Source organism: Azohydromonas sediminis (genome assembly GCF_003574675.1).
GTDB classification, from domain to species: Bacteria; Pseudomonadota; Gammaproteobacteria; order Burkholderiales; family Burkholderiaceae_C; genus Calidifontimicrobium; species Calidifontimicrobium sediminis.
This window is the reverse complement of the sequence record NZ_QOAZ01000016.1, coordinates 47,890-73,915: the sequence shown is the minus strand read 5'-3', so window position 1 is coordinate 73,915 and position 26,026 is coordinate 47,890. Positions and strand designations below refer to the sequence as shown.

The following is a 26,026-nucleotide window of genomic DNA, read 5'->3' as shown; positions in this document are numbered from 1 at the left end:
AGCCGCGCCAGCTCGCGTCCACTGCCCACGCCTTCGAGCGTGGCGTACAGCCACAGCGCAAACAGGATGCGCGGGTCGATCGCCGCGCGTCCGGCGTTGCTGCCGCGCGCCTTGATCGCATCGGTCAGCCGGCTCAGGTCCTGCCGCTCGACGTAGCCCCATACCAGCCGCGCTCGGTGGTCCTCGCCCAGCAGCGACTCCAGGTCCGATGCCCGCAGTTCGATCTGCTTGCGGTTGGGCTGCAGCAGCCGCGGCGGCTGCGCGCGCAGCGCAAAGGCTCGCGCTTGCGCGGCGGCCTGCGCTGCTTGCTCATCGACGGGCGCCAAGTCCTCGAACAAAACCCCGGCCACGCTGTCTTGGTGCTTCGGATCGCTCATGCCCAACAGCAAGCCAGAGACATGCCAGCACGAGGGCAGCGGACGAAAAACTCTCACGCTCTCAGGACACTACCCTTGCAGCCTGATGAGGTTGGGGCGAGCGCGAATCGGGCCTGCGCTCGCAGGCATCGCCATCGCCCTGCAGTTCACCGTCGTCGGCAGGCCTCGCGGAGGCAGTCCTCGCTCGTCGGCATGGCGCGTGGCCCGGGCGTGCGGGCGCAGGCCCGATTCGCGCTCGCCCCAACCTTGGCACGAGAACACGGCGACGACGGCACGACGGAGGCAGTCTGCAGACGGTGACGCGCGAGCCGGGGCCGGAGAACGCACGCCCGGGCTGCGCGCCACGCGCAACCCTTCGCACGCGGACGGTCGCAAGAAAGCCGCAACGGGCCGAGAAGACGATCCCAGCGGCGGCCGATGGAACGCGACGCAATGGCGAAGCGAGCGTCGCGACGGTGTCAGCGCCCGAATCCCGGCGGCATGAACCCACCCGGTCCCTTCATGCCGCCCATGCGCTTGAGCATCTTCATGAAGCCGCCGCCCTTCATCTTCTTCATCATCGCCTGCATCTGCTCGAACTGGTTGAGCAGGCGGTTGACTTCCTGCACGTGAACGCCCGCGCCGGCGGCGATGCGGCGCTTGCGGCTGGCCTTGATCAGCTCGGGCTTGCGCCGCTCGAGCGGCGTCATCGAGTGGATGATGCCCTCCATGCGCCGCACCTCGCGCTCGGCGCGGTCCATGTCGACGGCGCCGGCCTTCGCGGTGAGCTGGGTCGGCAGCTTGTCGAGCATGCCGCCGAGCCCGCCCATCTTCTTCATCTGCTGCAGCTGCATCAGGAAGTCGTCGAGGTCGAACGAGTCGCCGGCCTTGACCTTGGCGGCGAGCTTCTCGGCGGCCTTCAGGTCGACGCTTTCCTGGACCTGCTCGACGAGCGCGACGATGTCGCCCATGCCGAGCACGCGCCCGGCGTGGCGCTCGGCGTCGAACACCTCGAGGCCGTCGAGCTTCTCGCTCGTGCCGGCGAACTTGATCGGTGCGCCGGTGACCTGCCGCACGCTCAGTGCCGCGCCGCCGCGGGCGTCGCCGTCGAGCTTGGTCAGGATCACGCCGGTCAGCGGCAGCGCCTCCTTGAACGCCTTGGCGGTGTTGACCGCGTCCTGGCCCTGCATCGCGTCGACGACGAACAGCGTCTCGACCGGCTTGAGCGCCGCGTGCAGGTCGCGGATCTCGGCCATCAGCGCCTCGTCGATCGCCAGCCGCCCGGCCGTGTCGACGAGCAGCACGTCGAAGTGGTGCTTGCGCGCATGGTCGAGCGCGGCGAGCGCGATGTCGCGCGGCTGCTGGTCGGGTCGGCTCGGGAACCACTCGGCGCCGGCTTGCTGCGTGACCGTCTTGAGCTGCTCGATCGCCGCCGGGCGGTAGACGTCGGCCGAGACGGTGAGCACCTTCTTCTTGCGCTTGGTGATCAGGTGCTTGGCGAGCTTGGCGGTCGTCGTCGTCTTGCCGGCGCCCTGCAGGCCGGCCATCAGGATCACGGCCGGCGGCTGCGTCGCGAGGTTGAGGTCGGCGACGCCGTCGCCCATCGTCGCGGCGAGTTCCTTGTGGACGATGCCCACCAGCGCCTGACCCGGGTTCAGCGAGCCGACGACTTCCTGCCCGAGCGCCTTGTCCTTGACGCGCGCGATGAAGTCGCGCACGACCGGCAGCGCGACGTCGGCCTCGAGCAGCGCCATGCGCACCTCGCGCAGCATGTCCTGCACGTTGCTTTCGGTGATGCGCGCCTGGCCGCGCATCGTCTTGACCAGGCGCGACAGGCGGTCGGTGAGGGCGGAGGCCATCGGGGCGCGGGCGGCGGGCGCGCGGCGCCATGCAGGGCGCGCGATGCCGCGAAAGTAAACTGAGTCGATGATTTTACCGATCGGCTCCGACGGGGCGGCCAACGTCTGGACGTGGTGGCCGGCCTTCGTCGCGACGCTGGCGTACATCGTCGCCCTCGCGCCCGGTGGCGCGACGCAGCGCGTGCCCAACGTGGGCCTGGTCGTCGGCTGGCTGTTCCACGCGCTGGCGCTGGTCTACGACGTGGCCGGCGTCGGCGCCGAGGGGTCCGGTGCGCGCTTCGGCTTCGCGCCGGCGATGTCGGCCACCGTGTGGCTCGTCATCGGGGTGCACGAGGTCGAGAGCCGCCTGCTGCCGCTGCCCGGCGTGCGGCGCCTGCTCGCGGTGGCCGCACTGCTCGTCGTGCCGCTGGCCGCGGCCTTCCCGGGCGAGGTGCGCCCGCAGGCCGGATCGGGCTGGCTGCCGCTGCACTGGCTGCTGGGCATCGTCTCGTACGGGCTGTTCGGCGCCGCGGTGCTGCATGCGCTGATGCTCGACGCCGCCGAACGCCGGCTGCGCGCGAAGGCGGCGCCGCTGGGCGGCGGTACCGGGCCGCTGGGGATGCCGCTGCTGCGGCTGGAGCGGCTGACGTTCCGTTTCGTCGACGCCGGATTCGTCGTGCTCAGCCTCGCGCTGCTGCTCGGCGTGGCGACCTCGCTCGGCACGCCGGGGCTGTGGCGCTGGGATCACAAGACGGTGTTCTCGCTGCTCGGCTGGGCGACGTTCGCGGCACTGATCGCCGGGCGCCGGCTGCAGGGCTGGCGCGGCCGCCGCGCGACGCGCTGGCTGTACGTGGGCGCCGGCCTGCTCGTGCTGGCCTACGTCGGCTCGCGCTTCGTGCTCGAAGTGCTGCTGATGCGCGGGCGCTGACGCGATGGCCAAGTTCGTCGTCGTCGCGCTCGTCGTCGGCCTCGTGCTGTGGCTGATGTTCGGCCGCCGCGGGCGCGCCGGATCGCCTTCGCCCACCCCTAGGCGCCGGGGTCCCGAAGACATGATCACTTGCGCCCACTGCGGCGTGCACCTGCCGCGCAGCGAAGCCTTGGTCGCTGCCGGCCGCGCGTACTGCAGCGAGGCGCACCGCGACGCCGGGCCGCGCGTCGATGGCTGACGGCGGGCGCGACGCCGAGACGCCCGAACGCCGCCGCGGCGAGCGGCGGCGCGGCGGCGACCGCCGCACGGCGGACCGCCGGCAGGGCGACCGGCGCCAGCGCGACCGCCGGCAGAGCGACCGCCGCGCGAGCACCGGCGCCGACTTCGACGCGTCGTGGTTCGCGGCCATCGGGATGGCCGCCGACTCGCGCCCGCAAGACGACGCCGAGTCGCGCTTCGCACCCGGCTGGAGCGCCGCCGACGCGACCGACAGCCGCTTCCTGTCGCGCCAGGCGCGCCGCATCGTCGGCAGCGGCCCGACGGCGTTCCAGCGCATCTACCGCACCTTCCTCGCGGCGCGCGCGGCGCTCGGCGTCGCGCTGCTGGCGGCGATCGTCGTCGGCAACCTGCTCGGCGTGCGCACTGCGGCGCTGCCGCTGGTGCTCAGCAGCGCCTACGCGCTGCAGGCGCTGGCCGTGTGGCTGTGGCCGCGCCGCGGCGGCGACGCGCACGCGGGCAGCGCATCGCGCCTGGGCCGCGGACAGTGGCTGGCGACGATCGGCGTGGACCTGCTCGCGTTCTCCACGCTGTACCTGCTCGAGCCGTCGCCGAACCTGAACTACGTCGCGCTGCTCGTGCTGCCGGTGCTGATGGCCGGCGTGCTGACGCCGCGCCTGTCGGCGCTGGGCACCGCGGCCGCGGTGACGCTGCTGCTGCTGGCCAATGGCTGGCGCCTGACGCTCGGTGGCGTCGAGCTGACGGCGGCGATGACGCCGGCCGGGCTGACCGGCATCGGGCTGTTCATCGTCACGCTGCTGGCCGGCGAACTCGCGGGCCGCCTCGCGCGCGAGGAACTGACCGCGCGCGGCAGCCTCGAGATCGCGCGCCAGCAGGCGCAGCTGAACCGCCTCGTGATCGATGAGATGGGCGAGGGCGTGCTCGTGATCGACCGCCGTGCGCGCGTGCGCACGGCCAACCCGGCCGCGCGCCGGCTGCTGGTGGCCGACGGGCTCGCGCCGACGCCGCCGTTCTCGCTGCGCAGCGTGCCGGCGTGGCGCGCGCTGACGCAGGCCGTCGAGCAGGCGTTTCGCGAGGCGCCGTGGCCCGAGGGCGGGCGCGACGTGCAGCTCGACTTCGGCGCCGGCGCGAGCCGGATGCTGCGCCTGCGGGTGCGCTTCACGCGCCGCCGGGCGGCCGACGAGGCGGGCGATGCCGAGTCGCCGGCGAGCGAGGAGCTGTGCGTGCTGTTCCTCGAGGACGTGCGCACCGTCGTCGCGCGCACGCGGCAGGAAAAACTCGCGGCGATGGGGCGCATGTCGGCCGGCATCGCGCACGAGATCCGCAACCCGCTGGCGGCCATCGCGCAGGCCAACGCGCTGCTGCGCGAGGACCTCACGGCGCCGGGCCAGCAGCGGCTGGCGGCGATGGTGGCCGACAACGTCGAACGGCTCAAGCGCATCGTCGACGACGTGCTCGAGGTCGCCGCCGGCGCCGCGGCGACGCCGCGCGAGGTCGACGCCGCTGCCGAGGTCGCGGCGATCGCGCACGACTGGGCGACGACGGCCGGCCTCGCACCTGGCGCGGGCGGACGGCTGGCGCTCGAACTCGACGCGGGCCCGCTGCTCGTGTGGTTCGACCCCGACCACCTGCGCCGCGTGCTCGTCAACCTGCTCGACAACGCACGCCGCCACGCGAGCGCCGAGGCCGGGGCGATCGTGCTGCGGCTCGCGCGCGCGTCGCCGGGCGAGGTCGAGCTCGTCGTGGCCAGCGACGGCGAGCCGATCGCGCCCGACGTCGAGCGCCACCTGTTCGAGCCGTTCTTCTCGACGCGCAGCCGCGGCACCGGTCTCGGCCTGTATATTTGCCGCGAACTGTGCGAGCGCTACGGCGCCGCGATCGACTACCGCCAACGGCCCGCGGGCCACCGCCACCGCAACGAGTTCGTGATCACGATGCGTGCCGCCGCGGCACCCGAGCGCGCATGAGCCCCGCGATGCGCCCCGCTGCGCCGCGATGCGCCGGCCGACCGCCGGCGGCCCCCGGAGTGCCGCAGTGAGCGCGACGCCGTCCAGCCACCGCCTGCTCGTCGTCGACGACGAGCCCGACCTGCGCACGCTCTACGAGCTGACCCTCGTGCGCGAGGGCTACGAAGTCGACACCGCCGACACCGTCGACGAGGCCCTCGGCCGCCTGCGCGCGGGCCCGTACAGCGCCGTCATCACCGACATGCGGCTGCCCGACGGCAGTGGCCTCGACGTGCTGCACTGGCTCGAGTCGAACGCGCGCGGCGAGAAGACCGTCGTGATCACCGCGTACGGCTCGGCCGAGAACGCCGTCGAGGCACTGAAGGCCGGCGCGTTCGACTACCTGACGAAGCCGGTGGACTTGCGGCAGTTCCGCACCGTCGTCGCATCGGCGCTCGGGCTCGGTGCCGCACCGCCGGCGGCGGTGGCGACGCCGGCCGCGCGTGCCGCCGGCGGGGCGCCGAGCGCGCCGGCCGCGGGGCTGCGGCGCCTGGTCGGGCGCTCGACGGCGATGCAGCAGGTGCGTTCGCTGATCGAGAAGGTCGCGCGCAGCATGGCGCCGGTGCTCGTGCAGGGCGAGTCGGGCACCGGCAAGGAGCTCGTCGCGCGCGCGATCCACGACGTCAGCCCGCGCGCCGGGCGGCCCTTCATCGCCGTCAACTGCGGGGCGATCCCCGAGGCGCTGCTCGAGGCCGAGTTCTTCGGCTACCGCAAGGGCGCGTTCACCGGCGCGACCGAGGACCGCGAGGGCTTCTTCCAGGCCGCGCAGGGTGGCACGCTGTTCCTCGACGAGATCGGCGACCTGCCGCTGGCGATGCAGAGCAAGCTGCTGCGCGCGATCCAGGAGCGCTCGGTGCGGCCGGTCGGCGCGACCGCCGAGACGCCGGTCGACGTGCGCCTGGTCAGCGCGACGCACAAGGACCTCGCCGCCGAGGTGCAGGCCGGGCGCTTCCGCCAGGACCTGTTCTACCGCCTCAACGTGATCCAGATCCGCGTGCCGCCGCTGCGCGAGCGCCTCGACGACCTGCCGGCGATCTGCGAGGCCGTGCTCGCGCGGCTGGCCGCCGACGCCGGCGTCGGTGCGCCGCTCGTGCTGTCGCCGGCGGCGCTGCAGCGGCTGGCGCGCTATCCGTTCCCGGGCAACGTGCGCGAGCTCGAGAACCTGCTGCACCGCGCGGTGGCGCTGGCCGGCGGCGACGTGATCGACGTCGCCGACCTCGGGCTGCCCGACATCGCGCTGGCCGAGGCAGCCGACGAGCCGCCCGCCGTGCCCGAAGCCGATGCCGCGCTGCCGCCCGGCGCGGCCGATGCGCCACTGCCGCGCGACCTCGTCGCGCACCTCGACGCGGTCGAGCGCGACATCCTCGAGCGTGCGCTGGCGCGCCACCGCTACAACCGCACGGCCGCCGGCGCGAGCCTCGGCCTCACGCTGCGCCAGATGCGCTACCGCATGGCGCGGCTCGGCGTCGACGTGCCCGAGCCCGGCAGCGAGCGTGGCGACGGCTGAGCTTGGCTGGTCGCGCGGCTGGTGGGGCGGCGCGCGCCACGTGCCGTCGCCGAACTTCGGTCCGCGCCCGCCCGGCGAGGCCGTGACGCTGGTGGTGGTCCACTCGATCAGCCTGCCGCCCGGACACTACGGCGGCGACGCGATCGAGCGCCTGTTCACGAACCGGCTCGACTGGGACGCCCACCCGTACTACCAGCGCATCCGCGGGCTGCAGGTGTCGGCGCACTTCCTGATCCGCCGCGACGGCCGGCGCCTGCAGTTCGTCTCGTGCGACGACCGCGCGTGGCACGCCGGCGTGTCGTGCTGGCGCGGGCGCGAGCAGTGCAACGACTGGTCGATCGGCGTCGAGCTCGAGGGGCTCGAGGGCGACACGTTCACACGCGCACAGTACCGCTCGCTCGTGACGCTGCTGGCCGCGCTCGCGCGCAGGTATCCGATCGCCGACGTCGCCGGCCACGAGCACGTCGCGCCGGGGCGCAAGGCCGATCCCGGCCCCGGCTTCGACTGGGCGGCGCTGCGCGATGCACTCGCACGGCACCGTGCCTTCGCGCACCGCGAGCCGCCGACGCTGGCGGCCTGACGCCGACCGCGAGGTGCCCGGGGGCGTGTCGCCATCGGGGCAAGCCCGCACGCGCAACACGCTACCGGTAGTGTTCTAATACGCCCCGCGACCCCAGATGTAGTGTGTCCTGTCCCAGGCTGCTGCACGGGTTGTCCACAAGTTTGTTCACCTGCGGCCGTTGCGGGATGTCCTGGGAGGGGCGCCGCCGGCCGTGCGCCGTGGCGGTACGCCGGTGCCGTCACGGGCGCGCCCCAACCCGAGGAGTCCCATGCAAACCGTCACCCACAGCCCTGCCGCCGCGTACCCCGCCCGCCCCGCCGCCGCCACCGCTGCCCCGGTGAGCGCCTACCAGGGCTACCAGATCATCCGCCGCAACGGTGCGGTGGTCGCGTTCGAGCCGAACAAGATCGCGGTGGCGCTGATGAAGGCCTTCCTCGCGGTGCACGGCACCCAGGGCGCCGCGTCGGCGAGCGTGCGCGAGACGGTCGACGAGCTGACCGAGACGGTGGTGCGCGCGCTGCTGCGCTCGCGCCCGGGGGGTGGCACGTTCCACATCGAGGACGTGCAGGATCAGGTCGAGCTCGGCCTGATGCGCGGCGGCCACCACGAGGTCGCGCGCGCCTACGTGCTGTACCGCGAGCGCCGTGCGCAGGAGCGCGCGAAGCAGGCGCAGGCCGCGGCGCCGGCGGCACCGGCGCTGCACGTCACCGACGAGCGCGGCCAGCGCGTGCCGCTCGACGAGGCGAAGCTGCAGGCGCTGATCGCGTCGGCCTGCGAGGGGCTCGGTGATGAGGTGAAGGCCGAGCCGATCCTCGCCGAGACGCGGCGCAACCTGTACGACGGCGTGCCGATGGCCGAGGTGCACAAGGCCGCGATCCTCGCCGCGCGCACGCTGATCGAGCGCGAGCCCGCCTACACGCGTGCGACCGCGCGCCTGCTGCTGCACACGATCCGCCAGGAGATCCTCGGCGAGGAGACGACGCAGGCGCAGATGGGCGAGCGCTACCCCGAGTACTTCCCGCAGTTCATCAAGAAGGGCGTGGCCGCCGAGCTGCTCGACGAGCGGCTGCTGCAGTTCGACCTCGCGCGGCTGGGTGCCGCGCTCAAGCCCGAGCGCGACCTGCAGTTCGACTACCTCGGCCTGCAGACGCTGTACGACCGCTACTTCCTGCACGTCGACGAGCGGCGCATCGAGCTGCCGCAGGCGTTCTTCATGCGCGTCGCGATGGGCCTGGCGCTCAACGAGATCGACCGCGAGGCGCGCGCGATCGAGTTCTACGACGTGCTGTCGACGTTCGACTTCATGAGCTCGACGCCGACGCTGTTCAACAGCGGCACGCGGCGCAGCCAGCTGTCGAGCTGCTACCTGACCACCGTCTCGGACGACCTCGAGGGCATCTACGAGGCGCTGAAGGAGAACGCGCTGCTGTCCAAGTTCGCCGGCGGCCTGGGCAACGACTGGACGCGCGTGCGCGCGCTGGGCTCCTACATCAAGGGCACCAACGGCAAGAGCCAGGGCGTGGTGCCGTTCCTGAAGGTCGTCAACGACACCGCGGTCGCGGTCAACCAGGGCGGCAAGCGCAAGGGCGCCGTGTGCGCGTACCTCGAGACCTGGCACCTCGACATCGAGGAGTTCCTCGAGCTGCGCAAGAACACCGGCGACGACCGCCGGCGCACGCACGACATGAACACCGCCAACTGGATCCCGGACCTGTTCATGAAGCGCGTCATCGAAGGCGGCCACTGGACGCTGTTCTCGCCCTCGACTTGCCCCGACCTGCACGACAAGTTCGGGCAGGACTTCGAGCGCGCCTACCTCGACTACGAGGCCAAGGTCGACCGCGGCGAGATCAAGCTGTACAAGCGCATGCCGGCCAAGGACCTGTGGCGCAAGATGCTGACGATGCTGTTCGAGACCGGGCATCCGTGGGTCACGTTCAAGGACGCGTGCAACGTCCGCAGCCCGCAGCAGCACGTGGGCGTCGTGCACAGCTCGAACCTGTGCACCGAGATCACGCTGAACACCTCGGATACCGAAATCGCGGTGTGCAACCTCGGCAGCGTCAACCTGGCGCAGCACCTGACGGACGGTCCCGACGGCCGCAAGGTCATCGACCAGGCCAAGCTGAAGAAGACGGTGGCCACGGCGATGCGCATGCTCGACAACGTCATCGACATCAACTATTACGCCGTCAAGAAGGCGCGCGACAGCAACCTGCGCCACCGGCCGGTGGGTCTCGGCATCATGGGTTTCCAGGACTGCCTGTACCAGCTGCGCATCCCGTACGCCAGCGCCGAGGCGGTCGAGTTCGCCGACCGCTCGATGGAGGCGGTGTGCTACCACGCGTACTGGGCGTCGACCGAGCTCGCCGAGGAGCGTGGGCGCTACTCGAGCTACCGCGGCAGCCTGTGGGACCGCGGCATCCTGCCGCTGGACACGCTCAAGCTGCTGGCGCAGGAGCGCGGCGGCTACGTCGAGGTCGACACGTCGGCGACGATGGACTGGGACGCGCTGCGCGCGCGCATCGCGCAGCACGGCATGCGCAACTCCAACTGCGTCGCGATCGCGCCGACGGCGACGATCTCCAACATCATCGGCGTCGACGCGTCGATCGAGCCGAGCTTCGGCAACCTGGCGGTCAAGTCGAACCTGTCGGGCGAGTTCACGGTCGTCAACGAGTACCTGGTGCGCGACCTCAAGCGCCTGGGGCTGTGGGACAACGTGATGCTGATGGACCTGAAGCACTACAAGGGTTCGCTGCGCGCGATCGACCGCGTGCCGAACGAACTCAAGCAGCTCTACGCGACGGCGTTCGAGATCGAGCCCGCGTGGCTCGTCGAGGCCGCGGCGCGGCGGCAGAAGTGGATCGACCAGGCGCAGAGCCTGAACATCTACATGGCCGGCGCGTCGGGCAAGAAGCTCGACGAGACCTACAAGCTCGCATGGCTGCGCGGGCTGAAGACGACGTACTACCTGCGCACGACGAGCGCGACGCACGTCGAGATGAGCACCGTCAACACGCGCCAGCTCAACGCGGTGCCGCAGGCGGGTCACGATCCGGCGATGGCGGCGGCCGAGCCGGCGAGCGACGTCAAGTTCTGCGCGATCGACGACCCGACGTGCGAGGCGTGCCAGTGAGGTCGAGCGCATGAGTCATCGACGATGCAGCGATCGAGCGCTGGCTTCGCTCGTCGCTGCGTCGATGCGCGACCGCAACAACTTCGGGTCGTCGATGTCAAGAAGTGCTTGGTGTTCGCACGCAACACTCCGATAATTCAACGCCACAGGACGTACACAACATGCTGGTCTGGGAAGACGACGTTCGCCCTACCTCGACAACCGCGAACCCCGCTGCGCCGAACCTGCCTCGCGACGCGCGGCCCGTGACCCCGTCACCCCTGCTGTCTCCCTCGTCGATGCCGATGCCCGCGCTGGCCTCGGCCGTCGCGGCGCGGCCTGCCGCGGCGCCGGCGGCAATGCCGGTGATGCCCAAGGCGCCGAGCGCGCAGGCCGCGAGCCAGCGCCGCGTCAACGTCGCCGACAAGCGCATCATCAACGGCCAGACCGACGTCAACCAGCTGGTGCCGTTCAAGTACAAGTGGGCGTGGGAGAAGTACCTCGCCACCTGCGCGAACCACTGGATGCCGCAGGAGATCAACATGTCGCGCGACATCGCGACGTGGAAGGATCCGAACGGCCTGACCGAGGACGAGCGCCGCATCGTCAAGCGCAACCTCGGCTTCTTCGTCACGGCCGACTCGCTGGCGGCCAACAACATCGTGCTGGGCACGTACCGCCACATCACGGCGCCCGAATGCCGGCAGTTCCTGCTGCGCCAGGCGTTCGAGGAGGCGATCCACACGCACGCCTACCAGTACATCGTCGAGTCGCTGGGGCTCGACGAGAGCGAGATCTTCAACGCCTACCACGAGATCCCGTCGATCCGCGACAAGGACGAGTTCCTGATCCCGTTCATCGACGCGATCATGGACCCGAACTTCCGCACCGGCACCCCCGAGGCCGACCAGACGCTGCTCAAGAGCCTGATCGTGTTCGCGTGCCTGATGGAGGGGCTGTTCTTCTACGTCGGCTTCACGCAGATCCTCGCGCTGGGGCGGCAGAACAAGATGACCGGCGCGGCCGAGCAGTACCAGTACATCCTGCGCGACGAGTCGATGCACTGCAACTTCGGCATCGACCTGATCAACGCGATCAAGCTCGAGAACCCGCACCTGTGGACGCCGCAGTTCAAGGCCGAGATCAAGGCCCTGTTCCTGAAGGCGGTCGACCTCGAGTACCGCTACGCCGAGGACACGATGCCGCGCGGCGTGCTCGGTCTCAATGCATCGATGTTCAAGGGCTACCTGCGCTACATCGCCAACCGGCGCGCGACGCAGATCGGCCTGGAGGAGCTCTTCCCGAACGAGGAAAACCCGTTCCCGTGGATGAGCGAGATGATCGACCTGAAGAAGGAGCGCAACTTTTTCGAGACGCGCGTCATCGAGTACCAGACGGGCGGCGCGCTGTCGTGGGAGTGAGGCGCGGCCCAGGGGCTGCGCTTCGCTGCCGGTGAGAGATCAAGACCTGCGGGTGACGCACGGCCATCGAAGAAGTGGCCGGCGTGGCCCGCAACCCCGTTCACCGCAACGGGTCGGCGGCGCGAGCAGGACGGCGCCGATGAAGCCCGTAGGTGAATTCCGCGCCGCATGTGGGTGCGGAGCTTTCGCAACTTGATCAAGGAGATCGAAATGGCAACTGCGAAGAAGGCCGCCACGGCCAAGAAGGCCCCCGCGAAGAAGGCGGCCGCGAAGAAGGCCCCGGCCAAGAAGGTGGCCGCGAAGAAGGCCCCGGCCAAGAAGGCTCCGGCGAAGAAGCCGGCGATGAAGAAGGCCGCGCCGGCCAAGAAGGCGGCCGCGAAGAAGGCCCCGGCCAAGAAGGTCGCCGCGAAGAAGGCCCCGGCGAAGAAGGCGGCGGCGAAGAAGGCCCCCGCGAAAAAGGCGGCCTCGAAGAAGGCCCCGGCCAAGAAGGCGGCCGCGAAGAAGGCCCCGGCCAAGCCTGCCCCTGCGCCGGCGCCTGCGGCAAAGACGACGTTGAGCCCTGCGGCGGCCTGGCCGTTCCCGACCGGGAACAAGCCGTAAGCCGTCAGGCCTCTGCGACGGACCCGGCCCTCTGGCCGGGTCTTTTTGTTGGCGCGGTCTGGCCGCGCGGCGTGTTCGGGATCCCGCTGCGTCTGTCGCGCTCAGGCCAGCGGCATCGTGTCGGCAAAGCCGGTGGACGGCAGTTCGCGTCGCGGCAGCACCATCGTCGGCTCTTCGTCGAGCCGGCGCGCGACCTCGTCGCGACGCGACGGTTCGCTCTTGCGCTTGCCGAGTTCCGCCTTGGCTGCAGCGAGCTCTTCCTGCAGCTGTGCGATCTGCTGGCGCGCCTGGCGCGAGCGCTCGACGGCTGCCGTGCGGGCCGCTTCGCTGTGTTCGATCTGCGTGCGCAGTGCCGTGATCTGGCGCCGCGCCCAGACACCGACACCCACGCCTGCGAGCAGGCCCGATCCCACCGCCGCCGCAGTGGCCCATATCAGCGTTTCAGCACTCATCATGCCTGCGCTATCGGCCGGGGCGGATCGCGACTGAAGGCGCTGCGCTCGCGTCACAGCGGCAACATCGCACGGTCGAGGCGGTGGTTCTGGCCGCCGCGGCACGCGATCTTCAGCGCGCCGATGCGGTTGCCGAGCTCGACGCAGCGCGCCAGTGGCCAGCCGCGCTCGAGGCCGTACAGCAGCGCGCCGCGGAACGCGTCGCCGCAGCCCGTCGGATCGACGACCTCGCGGGCCGGCACGCCTGGGACGTGTGTGCGCTCGCCCTGGATCCACAGCTCGCAGCCGTCGGCACCGAGCGTGACGATCACGCCCTGCAGGTGCGAACGCGACAGGCCGGCGAGGTCGACGCCGGTGCGCTCGCACAGCATGCGCGCCTCGTAGTCGTTGACGGCGACCCACGTCGCGCGCTCGACGAAGCGGCGCAGCTCGGCGCCGTCGAACATCGGCAGCCCCTGGCCGGGGTCGAACACGAACGGAATGCCCGCAGCGTGCATCTGCTCGGCGTGCTGCAGCATCGCGTCGCGCCCGTCGGGGGCGATGATGCCGATCTTCAGGTCGTCGCGCGCGGGCACCGGCGTCAGGTGGGCCTGCGCCATCGCGCCGGGGTGGAAGGCGGTGATCTGGTTGTTGTCCTCGTCGGTGATGATGATCGCCTGCGCCGTGTAGTGGTCGGGCTCGACGCGCACGCACGAGGTATCGATACCGAGTGCCTTCAGCCGGGCGAGGTAGTCGCTGCCGTCGCTGCCGAGCGCAGCCATCACGACGGGCTCGCCGCCGAGCTGCGCCAGCGTGTAGGCGATGTTGCCCGCGCAGCCGCCGTACTCGCGCCGCAGCGTCGGCACCAGGAACGAGACGTTGAGGATGTGCACCTGCTCGGGCAGGATCTGCTGCGCGAAGCGGCCGTGCAAGTTCGTGATGGTGTCGAAGGCGAGCGAGCCACAGATCAGCGCGGGCATGACAACTCCGGTTTCGGCAGCGGCGACAGCGGCCGCTCAGGGGTAGAAGATCTCGATCGTGTAGCCGACGACGCGCGGCTCGCCGGTGTCGAGCACGGCCTGCAGCGAGATTTCGGCGCCGGCGTCGAGGCTGGCGACGCGCGCGCCGAGCTCACGCGGCTCGAACACCTTGCGCGCGACGATGCCGCCGTAGACGTCGGTGAGCGTGAGCTCGATCGCCGGCAGCACCAGCGGCTGGCGATCGCGGTTGCGCAGCACCAGCGAAAGCCGCATCGCATGCCCGCCGTCGTCGACCTTGACGAGCGAACTGCTCTCGACGCTCAGGCCGGCGATGCGCCGCCTTGGCCCGTCGTCGCAGCCGGAGATGCGGCACAGCGGCTCGAGCCACGTGCGCGCCGCGGGCCACTGGTGAGCGATCGGTTCGTGAAAGGCGCGCGTGCCCTGCAGCACCGTCGCTCCTGTCAGCAGCAGCGCCGCGGCCGCCAGCGCCGCGCGCACCTCGGGCGCGCGCCAGCGCGCCGCGCGCTCGGCCTCGCGCACGAAGGCGGGCGCTTCGGCGGGCGTCTCGGTGGGCGTCTCGGCAGGAGTCTCGGCAGGAGTCTCGGCAGGAGTCTCGGCAGGAGTCTCGGCAGGAGTCTCGGCAGGAGTCTCGGCAGGAGTCTCGGCAGGAGTCTCGGCGGGCGTCTCGCCGGCCTCCGGGGTGCCTGGTGCCGGCGGCTCGGATCGCGCTGGCTCCAGCGCCGTCGTCACGGCCGCGGCGCAGGCGCCTTCGGATCCAGCGACATCGGCGTGTGCGACGACGTCGCCCGCCGACTGGCGGGGCGCGCCGCCGTCGGCGTCCGTCGCCTCGGGCTCGGCGTCGGGCGCGGGGCCGGGCCCTTGGAGCTCCGGTTCGGAGGCTTCGACATCGAACGCCAGCGCCGCTTCGACCGGCGGCGGCGACGCTTCTTTCGCGGGGCGAGCGTCGGCGGTCGCCGTCCACTCGGCAAACGGCTGCGCCGTGGGTTCCGGGAGGGCTTGCTGCGCGGCCTCGAGGACCGGCTCGCCGATCGGTTCACCGATTGGCTCCGCGCTGGACTCTGCGACCGGTTCTGCAATCGCTTCAGCGATCGGTTCAGCGATCGGTTCAGCAGTCGGCTCGGCAGTCGGCTCGGCAGTCGGCTCGGCAGTCGGCTCGGCACTCGGCTCGGCACTCGGCTCGGCACTCGGCTCGGCACTCGGCTCGGCAGTCGGCGCCGCGGTGCCCTTCGGCATCGGGCCGAACAGCGCGGCGTGCAATTCGTCGACGGACAGCCGCGGCGTCGGCAGCGGTTCGTTCCACGCGCTGTCGTGGTCGAAGGCAACGCTCTCTTCGGGGGTCGTCGCCGCGGCCGCCAGGCCGCCGGATGCGGTGATCGGCGTGCCGGGCACGACGGCGACGGCTGGCGTCGGCGGTGCTGCTGGCGGCGCGGGCGGTGGGGACGGCGCGGCGGCCGGCGCACGCGCTTCGAGCTCGAACAGCGTCTCGTTGGCGTTGAAAACGGCCGCGCAGCGTCCGCAGCGCACCCAGCCGTTGGACACCTTGAGCTGGTCCTGCACGACGCGAAACGCCGTGCGGCACGACGGGCAGCGGGCGGCGAGCGTCATGGCCGCGCGCCGCAGCGCGGCGTCGTCGCGCGGCGCACGGGCGCGAGGCAACCGACGGGCAGCAGGGGCATGCGCTGCATGATGCCATGCGCCTCGTCGACGGCTGCGCCGAATCAGCCGGCAAAAGCGGCGTGCATCAACACCCAGCCCTCGTCGCGATCGACGACGTCGAGGGCGCACCACGCCGCATAGGCGGCGCGCAGCTCATCGGCCTGGCGCTCGAGGATGCCGGCGAGCACGAGGTCGCCGCCGGCGTCGGCGTGGCCGGCCAGCAGCGGCGCGAGCAGCTTGAGCGGCTGCGCGAGGATGTTGGCCAGCACCAGCGCGTAGCGGCCCTGCGCGAGCTCGGGTGGCCCCGCGCGGACGGTGACACCGTTGGCCGCGGCGTTGGCGCGCGTGGCCTCGACTGCCGCCGCGTCGATGTCGACGGCGTCGACGTCGCGGGCGCCGTGCAGCGCCGCTGCGATGGCCAGGATGCCCGAGCCGCAGCCGTAGTCGAGCACGCGCCGCCAGCGCGCGCGGCGCGCCGGCGGCTGCGTCGCGATCCAGCGCAAGCACATGCGCGTCGTCGCGTGCGTGCCGGTGCCGAACGCTTGGCCGGGGTCGAGGCGGATCATGCGCTCGGCCTGCGGTGGCGGCGCGTGCCAGCTCGGCACGATCCAAAACGCCGGTGTGATCTCGACCGGCGCGAACTGCGCCTGCGTCTGACGCACCCAGTCGGCCTCGGGCACCGGCGCGATCGCGAGCACCCGCACGTCGCGCGTGTCCTCGTGCGCGGCCAGCAGCGTCGCCGCGTCGGTGGCCTGCGCTTCGCTCGCGAACAGTGCGCGCAGCGTCGAGTGCGGCCAGGCCGCCGGTGGCGGCGGCAGGCCGGGCTCTCCGAACAGCGGCCGCTCGTGCTCGCTGCCGGCGTCGGCGTCCTCGACCGACACCGACAGCGCGTCGAGTTCGCCGAGCAGCGCGTCGGCCAGCGCCTCGACGAGCGGCTGCGGCGCCTGCAGCACGAGTTCGTGCACGGTGCGCCCCAGCTAGCGCGTGCCGGCCGCGCGATGCGCGGGCCGGCTCACCGCTTGTGCTGGCCGAGCCAGCCCTCGAGGTAGTGGATGCTGGTGCCGCCCTCGACGAACTTGGCGTCGACCATCAGCTCGCGGTGCAGCGCGATGTTGGTCTGGATGCCCTCGACGAGCGTTTCCATCAGCGCGGTGCGCATGCGCGCGAGCGCCTGCTCGCGCGTGTCGCCTTGGACGATGATCTTGCCGACCATCGAGTCGTAGTTCGGCGGCACGAAGTAGTTGGTGTAGATGTGCGAGTCGACGCGCACGCCGGGCCCACCGGGCGCGTGCCACATCGTGATGCGACCGGGCGACGGCACGAAGGTGTACGGGTCCTCGGCGTTGATACGGCACTCGATCGCATGGCCGCGCATCTGGATCTGGCGCTGCGTGAACGGCAGCTTCTCGCCGGCGGCGATGCGGATCTGCTGCTGCACGATGTCGATGCCGGTCACCATCTCGGTCACCGGGTGCTCGACCTGCACGCGGGTGTTCATCTCGATGAAGTAGAACTCGCCGTTCTCGTACAGGAACTCGAAGGTGCCGGCGCCGCGGTAGCCGATCCTCTTGCACGCGGCGGCGCAGCGGTCGCCGATGCGCTCGATGATGCGCCGCGGAATGCCCGGCGCCGGCGCCTCCTCGATGATCTTCTGGTGCCGGCGCTGCATCGAGCAGTCGCGCTCGCCGAGCCACACGGCGTTGCGGTGCGCGTCGGCCAGCACCTGGATCTCGATGTGTCGCGGGTTCTGCAGGAACTTCTCCATGTAGACCTGCGGGTTGCCGAACGCCGCGCCGGCCTCGCTGCGCGTCATCTGCACCGCATTGAGCAGCGCCGCTTCGGTGTGCACGACGCGCATGCCGCGGCCGCCGCCGCCGCCGGCGGCCTTGATGATCACCGGGTAGCCGATCGAGCGCGCGATGCGCACGATCTCCTTCGGGTCCTCGGGCAGCGCGCCCTCGGAGCCGGGCACGCACGGCACGCCGGCGCGGATCATCGCCTGCTTGGCCGAGACCTTGTCGCCCATCATGCGGATCGCCGCCGGCGGCGGGCCGATGAAGGTGAAGCCGCTTTGCTCGACGCGCTCGGCGAAGTCGGCGTTCTCGCTGAGGAAGCCGTAGCCGGGGTGGATCGCCTCGGCGTCGGTGACCTCGGCCGTCGAGATGATCGCCGGCATGTTGAGGTAGCTCTGCGCCGACGGCGCCGGGCCGATGCACACCGCCTCGTCGGCAAGCTTGACGTACTTGGCTTCGCGGTCGGCCTCGGAGTAGACGACGACCGACTTGATGCCCATCTCGCGGCAGGCGCGCTGGATCCGCAGCGCGATCTCGCCACGGTTGGCGATCAGAATCTTCTTGAACATGGTGCCTCGGTTCGATGGCCCTCAGCGGGCGGCGCGCTGGGGCGGCGCCGGCCGCGCCGCCGCGCCGGCCCGCGTTGCGCGTTCGACTTTCGTCGCCGCGTTCACTCGATGACGAACAGCGGCTGGCCGAACTCGACCGCCTGGCCGTTCTCGACCAGGATGCGCGTGACCGTGCCGGCCTTGTCGGCCTCGATCTCGTTCATGATCTTCATCGCCTCGATGATGCACAGCGGCTGGCCTTCGGTGACTTCCTGGCCCACCTCGACCATCGGCTTGGCGCCCGGGCTCGACGCACGGTAGAAGGTGCCGACCATCGGCGACTTGACGACGTGGCCGGTGGGCGCTGCCGGTTCGGGCGCCGCCGCCGGTGCCGCGGCGGGCGCGGCGGCCACTGGTGCGGGCACCACGGTCGGTATCGCCGGCACGGCCGCCGCGATCGGCACTGCGGCCGCGGCGCGCGCGTCGGCCTTGACGATGCGCACCTTGCCGTCGGCCTCGGTGATCTCGAGCTCGGAAATGTTCGACTCCGAGACGAGGTCGATCAGCGTCTTGAGCTTGCGCAAATCCATCGTGGCATCCCTCATGACCGCCGGACCTCGTGCCGCCAGTGGCAGGCCGGCTTCTTGCATTTTCTGCCGCCTACTGCGGCCAAACGGGCGGCTGCTGATGCGCGATTGCGCCAAGCCGGCATCCTGTCCCGGGGAGGCGGCTGCGGCCAGCGAATCGGGCTGGCGGCAACCGCGAGGGGCGCAATGTACGCTTTTTCGGTGCCGTTAGCGAGCAGATGAAAGAAATTCGGCGCTGGCGCGCGATCAGCGCAGCGCGCGGGCCCAGCCGGCCAGCTCGGCGTAGCTCGTCTCGCCGAGCTTGCGGTGCGCGACGCGCCCGTCGCTGCCGATCAGCACCGTGAACGGCAGCGCACCGCTCACGTTGCCCAGCTCGCGGCCGAGCTCGGTGCCGCCGAAGCCGGCCAGCCCGATCGGGAAGCCCACCGGGACGCGCTGCAGGAACTCGCGCACCGGCGTCGGCCCGTCGATCGCCAGCCCGACGACCTGCCAGCCGCGCGCGGCGAAGTCACGGTGGAAGCGGTCCAGCTCGGGCATCTCCTTGACGCACGGCGGGCACCAGGTGGCCCAGAAGTTCAGCACCAGCGGCCGGCCGCGGAACTCGGCCATCACGAGCCGGCCGCCGTCGGGACGGTCGAACTGCAGCGGCCACAGCGCCGCGGCCGGCGCCCCGGACGTGCGCGACTGCCGCCACAGCGCGCCGCCGAGGCCGGCGGCGGCGGCCACGGCGCCGACGCCCACCGCGAGGGCGGTGCGCCGCTTCACGCCGGTGGCGGCGCGTCGGCGCCGCCGTCGAGCAGGCGCCGCAGCGCCGTGAGGTCGCCGCGCAGCGTGCGCCCGCGCGCGTCGGGCTTGAGCGCCCCGCGCAAGTCGTCGAGGTCGCGCACGTGCAGGTGCAGCGTCACTGTCTCGCCGAGCTCGGCGCAGCGGCTGGCCACGCTGAGCACCAGCACCGGCTCGCCGCGTGCGCCACCGGGCGCGCTGGCCACGTCGTAGTCGATGCCGAGGTTGATCAGCGCGATCTCGGCGGCCTTCGGGTCGTCGCAGAACAGGTCCAGGTGCAGGCTCGACAGCCGCGTCGCGGTGCCGCGCCAGGCCGCACCGGCCAGGTGCGGGCGGAACGCGGCCAGGCGCTGCATCCACGGCAGCGCGTGCCGGCGCAGCGCCGCGAGCTCGGCGGGTTGCGTGTCGGCGTGGAACAGCGCGAGGTACTCGCGCACCTGGTCCTCGACCTCGTCGTTGCTCGGCAGCTCGGCGCTGCGCACCGCGCGCGCAGCCAGCGCGCGCGCGGCCTTGCGCTTGGCCGCGCCGTACTCCATGCCCTCGTCGACCACCAGCCTCGCGGCGGCGGCGGCGATTTCGCTCGTCAGGTTGCGCTCCACGCGCGGCATTGTGCCGGTCGCGCGCGTCCGCGCCCGGCTCAGGGCAGTTCGACGGCGCCCATGCGTGCCGCGATCGTCGCCGCACGTCCGCGCACGTAGGCCGAGTCGGGCCGCTTCTCGAAGCGCTTGGGCGCCGGCAGCATCACGGCCAGCTGCGCGGCGGGCATCACGCCGAGCTGCGCCGCGTCGACGCGAAAGTAGTGCCGCGCGGCGGCCTGCGCGCCGAACACGCCCTCGCCCCACTCGACGTGGTTCAAATAGATCTCGAGGATGCGCCGCTTGGACAGCAGCAGCTCGAGCCACTGCGTGACGACGAACTCCTGCGCCTTGCGCGCGAGCGTGCGCTCACTGTCCAGGAACAGGTTCTTGGCCAGCTGCTGCGTGATCGTCGAGCCGCCGACGACGCGCGGCGGGCGCGCACCGGGGCGCTGCTGGCGGCGCGCCAGCTCGCGCAGGTTGCGCTCCCAGGCCTTCTCGATCGCGTCCCACTCGACGCCGCTGTGTTCGACGAAGCCGGCGTCCTCGCTCGCGATCACGGCGCGCTTGAGGTGCGGCGAGATGCGCGCGTCGTCGACCCAGGTCTGGCTCCAGACGATGCGCCCGCGCGTCGTCAGCAGGCGCCACGCCTCGCTGCGCTGGAAGCTCGTCGATGCCGGGTCGACCACCGTCATCAGCGCGACGCGGGCGGCGAAGTACAGCTGCAGCGCGACGAAGGCCAGCAGCGCCAGCACCAGCAGCCGCACGGCTTCGGTGCGCGCGCGGCGCCACGCGCCGCCCACCGCGCTCAGCCCTCCTGCGCCGCGAGCCGTGCGCGCAGCGCGGCCAGCACCGGCGCCGTGTCGGGGCGCACACCGCGCCAGACGACGAACGCCTCGGCGGCCTGCTCGACGAGCATGCCCAGCCCGTCGCGCCCGTGCGCGCCGTGCGCCTGCGCCCACGCGACGAAGCCGTCGGCGGCGGCGCCGTACATCAGGTCGACGGCCAGCGCCCCCTCGCGCAGCACGGTGGCCGGCACCGGCACCGGCGCGCCGGCGAGGCTGCTCGCGCTGCTGTTGATGACGACGTCGAAGCGCTCGCCCGGCGCGTCGAGTGCGGCCTCGGCCAGCCGCACGCCGTGGCGAGCCGCCCAGTCCCGGTGGCGCTCGACGAGGACGTGGGCCTTGTCCGGCGTGCGGTTGACCACCGTCACCGCCGCCGGGCCGGCCTCGATCAGCGGCCCGAGCACGCCCGCCGCGGCGCCGCCGGCGCCGATCAGCAGCACGCGCTTGCCGCGCAGCGGCACGCCGGCATTGACCTCGATGTCGCGGCGCAGGCCGATGCCGTCGGTGTTGTCGGCGCTCCACCCGTCGGGGTCGAAGCGCAGCACGTTGGCCGCGCGCGCCAGCGCGGCGCGCTCGCTCAGCCGCGTCGCCAGGTGCGGCACCTCGAACTTGAACGGCACCGTCACGTTGCAGCCGCGCGCGCGCCGGTAGCGCCCGTCGCCGCCGCGCGCGAAGTCGCGCACCGTCTCGGCGAAGCCGTCGAGCGGGCACCACACGCGCACGTACTCGATGTGCTGCCCCGTCTGCCGCGCGAACTCGGCGTGGATGAATGGCGACTGGCTGTGCGCCACGGGGTTGCCGATGACGGCGTACAGGTCGGGCTCGTCGGCCGGGGGCGGCGCAGCGGTCATGGTCAGCGTTGCGATTCGAGCATCTGCGCCTCCATCGCGTCGTCACGCGTGAAGCGGAAGCGCGACGTGACGACGATCTGGTCGGCCTCGCGGCGCATCGCCGCGGTGAACGGGCCGAACGGCGACGCCGCCTGCACGATCGCGACGGCGCGGCGGTCGAGCATCGGCGTGTCCGACGGCTGCACCACCTCGGCTTCGACGACGCGCCCCATCGCGTCGACCGTCACGTTCATGATCAGCTCTCCGTACAGCTTGCGCCCCTGGTGGGTCGGGAAGTCGCGCGTGCCACGCTCCTCGATGCGCCGGCGCAGCTGGTCGTAGTACAGCGCATAGACCTGTTCGCGCGTGGCCGGGCTGATGTAGCGCTTTTTCGGGCGAGCATTTTCCTCGTTGATGCGCTTCTCGATCTCGGCCAGCAGCCGCAGCAGCTGGCGGCGGCGCTCCTCGCGCTCGAGCGCCTGTGGGTCGCCGGCGTCGCGCCGCGGATCCGGCGGCGGCAGCAGCGCCATCTCGCGGCGGATCTGCGCCAGCAGCTGCTGCTGGTACTGCTGCATCTGCTCGATCTTGCGCCGCGCCTCGTCGGGGGCGTCGCCGCTCTCGACGACTAGCGACGGCGGCAGCGGCGACGTCGCGCGCCCGCGCTCGGCGTCGCCGCCGCCGGCCAGGCTGGCCTGCGCGATCGCCTGCGCCTGCACCGGCGGCTCGGTCGAGCGCGCGTTGACGAGGATGACCTCGAGCGGCGTGTCGCGCCACACGCGCTCGAAGCCCGCGGGATCGACGAAGCGCACCGTCAGCAGCGCGCCGTGCACGACGACCGACACCGCCACCGCCCAGTGCAGCGTGGTCAGCTCCCACGACGCGAGCAAACCGCGCATGCGCTCAGGCCGGCGCGGCCGGCGTGGCCGCCGGCTCGTCGACGTCGATCGCCAGCGCCAGCGGCGCGGCCGCCGCGGCGTCGTCGCCTTCGGTGTCGATCTCGTCCTCGGCGAGCGCGGCGACGGTGTCGAGCCGCTCGAGCAGGCTCGCGTGCGCGTCGAGCGTCAGCAGGTCGACGCCCGTCACGCGCACGCGCACGCGCGTGCCGCGCGGCAGCGCCTCGCAGCCGCTGGCGCGCAGCACCAGCGGCAGGGTGTCGGCGCGCACCAGGCCGTCCTTCATCACCGTCGCTTCGAGTTCCGAGACCGCGTTCTGCTCCAGCCAGCGCAGCGTCCAGAAGCGCTCGATGCCGTGCTGGAAGTCGTTGTAGGCACTGTAGGCGGCATCGAAGGCCGAGATGATCGAGAAAAGCACGGCATCTTTCGGCCTGAACGGCGCCGCCAGCGCCGCGGTGCGCCCGTGACGCGCGCACGCGATGATCTGCCACTGGTTGACGAGGTCGACGTAGCGGCGCAGCGGCGACGTCGCCCACGCGTACTGCGCCACCCCCATGCCGGCGTGCGGCAGCGGCTTGGTGCCCATGCGCACCTTGACGCCTGGCGCCAGCGCCGCCTGGCTGCGGTAGATGCCCGGCACCCCGAGTTCGGCCAGCCAGCCGCCCCAGGTGCTGTTGGCCAGGATCATCGCTTCCGAGACGATCAGGTCCAGTGGCGCGCCGCGCCGGCGCACGCGGATGTCGACGCGCTCGCTGCCGTCGGGCTCGTGCTCGCCGTCGGTGTCGAGGCGGAAGCTGTAGTCGGGGCGCGTGAAGGTCTCGGGCTTGCCGCGCACCTGCTCGCGCTGCGCCTTCAGGTGCTTCGCGAGGCGAAAGCAGAACGCCAGTTCGGCGGCGAACGGGTACTCGGGCACCGCGTCGCCGACGAGGGTGGCCTCGGTGACGACTTCGTCGAGCTCGTCGTGGCGCAGGTTGGCCGCCACCGTCACGCGCTCGACGCGCGTCGCGCGCTCGCGCACCTTGAGCGTGGCTTCGTCGAGCGTCACGTACAGGCTCACTGCCAAGCACGCCTGCCCTTCGTCGAGCGTGTAGGCCGCCACCACCGCCGGCGGCAGCATCGTGATCTTCCAGCCCGGCATGTAGACCGTCGACAGCCGCTCGCGCGCGACGCGGTCGAGCGCCGAGTCGGGCGCGATCGCGAGCCCCGGCGCGGCGATGTGGATGCCGAGCACGACGACGCCGGTGCCCAGCCCGGTAACCGACAGCGCGTCGTCGATCTCGGTCGTCGACGAGTCGTCGATCGAGAACGCGCGCACCGGTGCGAGCGGCAGCTCGTCGGCCACCGGCGGCACTTCGAGCGCGGGAAAGCCGGTGCCCTTCGGGAACTGCTCGAACAGGAAGCGCCGCCAGTGGAACTGGTACGGGTTCGCGATCGCGCCGGTGGCCTTCAGCAGCTCCAGCGGCGCGCGCTGGCTGCGCCGGGCGGCCTCGACGACGGCCTTGTACTCCGGCGCGTTCTTGTCGGGCTTGAAGAGGATCCTGTACAGCTGCTCGCGCACCGGCTCGGGGCAGCGGCCGGCCACCAGTTCGGCGGCCCAGGCGTCGATCTGCGCGGCCACCTGCTTCTTCTTCTCGATCGCCGCGAGCGCCGCCTGCACCGTCTCGGCCGGCGCCTTGCGGAACAGCCCCTTGCCGACGCGGCGGAAGTAGTGCGGCGCGTCGAACAGCCGGAACAGCGCGGCGGCCTGCTTCTCGACGCCGGCGCCGGCGTCGAAATAGTCGCGCGCCAGCTGCGCGAAGCCGAAGTCGCCGTCGGGCGCGAATTCCCACGCGAGGTCGAGGTCGATCTCGGCGGCGAGCTTCTGGCCGGCGGCGATCAGCTCGGCCGGCGACGGCTTGTCGAAGCGCAGCAGCACGTTCGCCGCCTTGACCTTCACGCGCTTGCCCGAGTCGAGCTCGACCTGCAGCGACGCGTCGGACTCGGACATCACGCGGCCCGCGGCGAACTTGCCGGCGTCGTCGAAGAGCACGTACATGCGGTGATTGTCGCCGCGCGTGGGCTGCGGCGCCGCGCCGCGGCGAGCGGCCGCTACAGCGTCATCCCGCCCGAGACCTCGATCACCGCCCCGTTGACGTAGCTCGCCTCGTCGCTGGCGAGGAAGGCGTAGACGTTGGCGATCTCCTCCGGCTTGCCCAGCCGGTGCAGCGGCACCTGCTCCTTCATGTGCTGCATCACCTTGTCGGGGATCGTCGCGAGGATCGGCGTCTCGACGAAGCCCGGTGCGACCGCGTTGACGCGGATCCCCTTGGGGCCGAGTTCGCGGCTCCACGTCTTCGTGAAGCCGATGACGCCGAACTTGCTCGCCGCGTAGTTGGTCTGGCCGTAGTTGCCGTAGATGCCGACGACGCTGCTGGCGTTGAGGATCACGCCGTGGCCCTGCTCGATCATGATCGGCGCCACCGCCTGCGCGCAGTGGAACACGCCGCGCAGGTTCACGTCGATGACGGCGTCGAACTGCGCCAGCGTCATCTTCACGAGCCGCGCGTCCTTCGTGATGCCGGCGTTGTTGACGAGCACGTCGATGCGCCCGTGGCGTGCCATCACGGCCTGCACCATCGCGTCGACGGTGGCGCGGTCGGTGACGTCGACGACGTGGCCCTCGGCCTTGGTGCTCGCGTGCTTGTCGGGCGCGGCGGCGCGGCACTGCGCCACCGCAGCCTCGACGGCGTCGGCGCGCAGGTCGCAGACGACGACGGTGGCGCCCTCGCGCGCGAACTTGAGCGCCGTGGCCAGGCCGATGCCCTGCGCGGCGCCGGTGACGATGCAGATCTTGTGCTGGAGTCTCATGCGGTGGGTTCCAGGTGCAGGAAGCGGACGAGGTCCGCGAGGTGGTCGTCGAAATCGGACAGCGCGTGGTCGCCGCCTTCGAGCAGCTTGACCGTCGCGCCGCGGTAGCGCGCGACCATCTCGCGCCAGTCGAGCACTTCGTCGCCCTTGGCGATGACGGCGAAGTAGCGTGCGGGCTGCGTGATCGCCGGCAGCGTCAGCCGCTGCAGTTCCTCGATGTACTCGACGCGGAAGAAGAAGTGCTCGTCGGGGTCGTGGAAGCCGGTCTGCTCGCCGATGTGCTGTGCGAGGTCGCGCGCCGGGTTCACGGCAGGGTTCAGCAGCACGGCCGGGCAGCCGGTGCGCTCGGCGACCCAGGTCGCGTAGAAGCCGCCGAGCGAGCTGCCCACGACCGCCATCGACGCACGCGGCCACGCGGCGATGTGGCGCTCGACGAGCGCGATCGCATCGGCCGGCGACGGCGGCAGCTGCGGGCACGCCCAGTGCACGTCGGGCCGGTGGTGGCGCAGCCACGCGTGCAGGCGCTGCGCCTTGAACGACTTCGGCGACGAGCGGAAGCCGTGCAGGTACAGCAGGTGCGTCGGCGGCAGCGCGGTCGGGGTCACGGACATGCCGGCAGTCTATCGGCGCGGCACGACCGCACGGCCGGCGCCGGGCCGATCGC

Annotated in this window: 24 protein-coding genes; 8 read left to right on the top strand and 16 right to left on the bottom strand. The window is 71.9% G+C overall.

Annotated features, from left to right (window positions below; genetic code table 11):
- Together DRV96_RS10340 and ffh are read right to left on the bottom strand one after the other, a co-directional pair.
- On the bottom strand, positions 1 to 377 hold a 377-nt coding region (locus DRV96_RS10340), incomplete at its 3' end, for a transposase (protein ID WP_473199544.1).
- Between the two features lie 458 nt (positions 378 to 835).
- The gene (gene ffh, locus DRV96_RS10335; protein ID WP_119290640.1) at positions 836 to 2,215 is read right to left on the bottom strand and encodes a signal recognition particle protein; all 1,380 of its coding nucleotides are present in this window, start codon (positions 2,213 to 2,215) and stop codon (positions 836 to 838) included.
- A 67-nt stretch (positions 2,216 to 2,282) separates the two neighbouring features.
- On the opposite strand from ffh, the gene DRV96_RS10330 reads away from it, so the two are divergent.
- The 8 genes from DRV96_RS10330 (at position 2,283) to DRV96_RS10295 (ending at position 12,573) form a co-directional block, all read left to right on the top strand.
- Positions 2,283 to 3,122 (top strand): cytochrome C assembly family protein, encoded by an 840-nt coding sequence (locus DRV96_RS10330; protein ID WP_119290638.1) that lies wholly within the window; start codon positions 2,283 to 2,285, stop codon positions 3,120 to 3,122.
- A gap of 4 nt (positions 3,123 to 3,126) precedes the next feature.
- On the top strand, positions 3,127 to 3,360 hold the full coding sequence (locus tag DRV96_RS10325) for a PP0621 family protein (protein WP_119290636.1): 234 nt from the start codon (positions 3,127 to 3,129) through the stop codon (positions 3,358 to 3,360).
- Positions 3,353 to 5,326 (top strand): sensor histidine kinase, encoded by a 1,974-nt coding sequence (locus tag DRV96_RS10320; protein ID WP_119290634.1) that lies wholly within the window; start codon positions 3,353 to 3,355, stop codon positions 5,324 to 5,326. Before DRV96_RS10325 ends, DRV96_RS10320 begins: the two co-directional genes overlap by 8 nt.
- A 67-nt stretch (positions 5,327 to 5,393) precedes the next feature.
- Positions 5,394 to 6,872, top strand: coding sequence for a sigma-54-dependent transcriptional regulator (locus tag DRV96_RS10315; RefSeq protein WP_235823365.1), 1,479 nt, complete (start codon positions 5,394 to 5,396; stop codon positions 6,870 to 6,872).
- Complete coding sequence (gene ampD / locus DRV96_RS10310; protein ID WP_119290631.1) at positions 6,859 to 7,452, top strand: 1,6-anhydro-N-acetylmuramyl-L-alanine amidase AmpD; 594 nt, start codon at positions 6,859 to 6,861, stop codon at positions 7,450 to 7,452. The genes DRV96_RS10315 and ampD overlap by 14 nt, the downstream gene beginning before the upstream one ends.
- Positions 7,453 to 7,702: 250 nt before the next feature.
- Positions 7,703 to 10,573, top strand: a complete 2,871-nt coding sequence (locus DRV96_RS10305) for a ribonucleoside-diphosphate reductase subunit alpha (protein ID WP_119290629.1) — start codon at positions 7,703 to 7,705, stop codon at positions 10,571 to 10,573.
- A gap of 161 nt (positions 10,574 to 10,734) precedes the next feature.
- Entirely contained in the window at positions 10,735 to 11,973 is a 1,239-nt protein-coding gene (locus DRV96_RS10300) for a ribonucleotide-diphosphate reductase subunit beta (protein WP_119290627.1), read from the top strand.
- Positions 11,974 to 12,183: 210 nt separating this feature from the next.
- Positions 12,184 to 12,573: a histone H1-like repetitive region-containing protein gene (locus tag DRV96_RS10295; RefSeq protein WP_119290653.1), complete on the top strand. Its 390-nt coding sequence runs from the start codon at positions 12,184 to 12,186 to the stop codon at positions 12,571 to 12,573.
- A gap of 101 nt (positions 12,574 to 12,674) precedes the next feature.
- Here DRV96_RS10295 and DRV96_RS10290 read toward each other — a convergent pair whose 3' ends face one another.
- The 14 genes from DRV96_RS10290 to DRV96_RS10225 all read right to left on the bottom strand — a co-directional run bounded on the left by DRV96_RS10290 (position 12,675) and on the right by DRV96_RS10225 (position 25,973).
- Positions 12,675 to 13,082, bottom strand: a complete 408-nt coding sequence (locus DRV96_RS10290) for a hypothetical protein (protein WP_162911015.1) — start codon at positions 13,080 to 13,082, stop codon at positions 12,675 to 12,677.
- Positions 13,079 to 13,984: a carbohydrate kinase family protein gene (locus DRV96_RS10285; protein WP_119290623.1), complete on the bottom strand. Its 906-nt coding sequence runs from the start codon at positions 13,982 to 13,984 to the stop codon at positions 13,079 to 13,081. Before DRV96_RS10285 ends, DRV96_RS10290 begins: the two co-directional genes overlap by 4 nt.
- A gap of 36 nt (positions 13,985 to 14,020) precedes the next feature.
- Positions 14,021 to 15,610: a DUF3426 domain-containing protein gene (locus DRV96_RS10280; protein WP_119290622.1), complete on the bottom strand. Its 1,590-nt coding sequence runs from the start codon at positions 15,608 to 15,610 to the stop codon at positions 14,021 to 14,023.
- Positions 15,611 to 15,723: 113 nt separating this feature from the next.
- A complete protein-coding gene (locus DRV96_RS10275) occupies positions 15,724 to 16,626 on the bottom strand; it encodes a 50S ribosomal protein L11 methyltransferase (protein ID WP_119290619.1) in 903 nt (300 codons plus the stop codon).
- A gap of 47 nt (positions 16,627 to 16,673) precedes the next feature.
- Positions 16,674 to 18,023 (bottom strand): acetyl-CoA carboxylase biotin carboxylase subunit, encoded by a 1,350-nt coding sequence (gene accC, locus DRV96_RS10270; RefSeq protein ID WP_119290617.1) that lies wholly within the window; start codon positions 18,021 to 18,023, stop codon positions 16,674 to 16,676.
- 101 nt (positions 18,024 to 18,124) lie between these two features.
- Positions 18,125 to 18,592: an acetyl-CoA carboxylase biotin carboxyl carrier protein gene (gene accB, locus DRV96_RS10265; protein ID WP_119290615.1), complete on the bottom strand. Its 468-nt coding sequence runs from the start codon at positions 18,590 to 18,592 to the stop codon at positions 18,125 to 18,127.
- A 243-nt stretch (positions 18,593 to 18,835) separates the two neighbouring features.
- Positions 18,836 to 19,354: a TlpA family protein disulfide reductase gene (locus tag DRV96_RS10260; protein ID WP_119290613.1), complete on the bottom strand. Its 519-nt coding sequence runs from the start codon at positions 19,352 to 19,354 to the stop codon at positions 18,836 to 18,838.
- A complete protein-coding gene (locus tag DRV96_RS10255) occupies positions 19,351 to 19,980 on the bottom strand; it encodes a hypothetical protein (RefSeq protein ID WP_119290611.1) in 630 nt (209 codons plus the stop codon). Before DRV96_RS10255 ends, DRV96_RS10260 begins: the two co-directional genes overlap by 4 nt.
- 29 nt (positions 19,981 to 20,009) lie before the next feature.
- Positions 20,010 to 20,750: a monofunctional biosynthetic peptidoglycan transglycosylase gene (gene mtgA / locus DRV96_RS10250; RefSeq protein WP_235823364.1), complete on the bottom strand. Its 741-nt coding sequence runs from the start codon at positions 20,748 to 20,750 to the stop codon at positions 20,010 to 20,012.
- A 5-nt stretch (positions 20,751 to 20,755) separates the two neighbouring features.
- Positions 20,756 to 21,643 carry a shikimate dehydrogenase gene (gene aroE / locus DRV96_RS10245; RefSeq protein ID WP_119290609.1) on the bottom strand — a complete coding sequence of 296 codons (888 nt, stop codon included), beginning with the start codon at positions 21,641 to 21,643 and terminating at the stop codon, positions 20,756 to 20,758.
- 2 nt (positions 21,644 to 21,645) lie between these two features.
- Positions 21,646 to 22,518, bottom strand: a complete 873-nt coding sequence (locus tag DRV96_RS10240; protein WP_119290607.1) for an energy transducer TonB — start codon at positions 22,516 to 22,518, stop codon at positions 21,646 to 21,648.
- 4 nt (positions 22,519 to 22,522) lie between these two features.
- The gene (locus DRV96_RS10235; RefSeq protein WP_119290605.1) at positions 22,523 to 24,550 is read right to left on the bottom strand and encodes a ribonuclease catalytic domain-containing protein; all 2,028 of its coding nucleotides are present in this window, start codon (positions 24,548 to 24,550) and stop codon (positions 22,523 to 22,525) included.
- Positions 24,551 to 24,603: 53 nt separating this feature from the next.
- On the bottom strand, positions 24,604 to 25,362 hold the full coding sequence (gene fabG, locus DRV96_RS10230) for a 3-oxoacyl-[acyl-carrier-protein] reductase (RefSeq protein ID WP_119290603.1): 759 nt from the start codon (positions 25,360 to 25,362) through the stop codon (positions 24,604 to 24,606).
- The gene (locus tag DRV96_RS10225) at positions 25,359 to 25,973 is read right to left on the bottom strand and encodes a YqiA/YcfP family alpha/beta fold hydrolase (protein ID WP_119290601.1); all 615 of its coding nucleotides are present in this window, start codon (positions 25,971 to 25,973) and stop codon (positions 25,359 to 25,361) included. The genes fabG and DRV96_RS10225 overlap by 4 nt, the downstream gene beginning before the upstream one ends.
- Between the last annotated feature and the right edge of the window lie 53 nt (positions 25,974 to 26,026).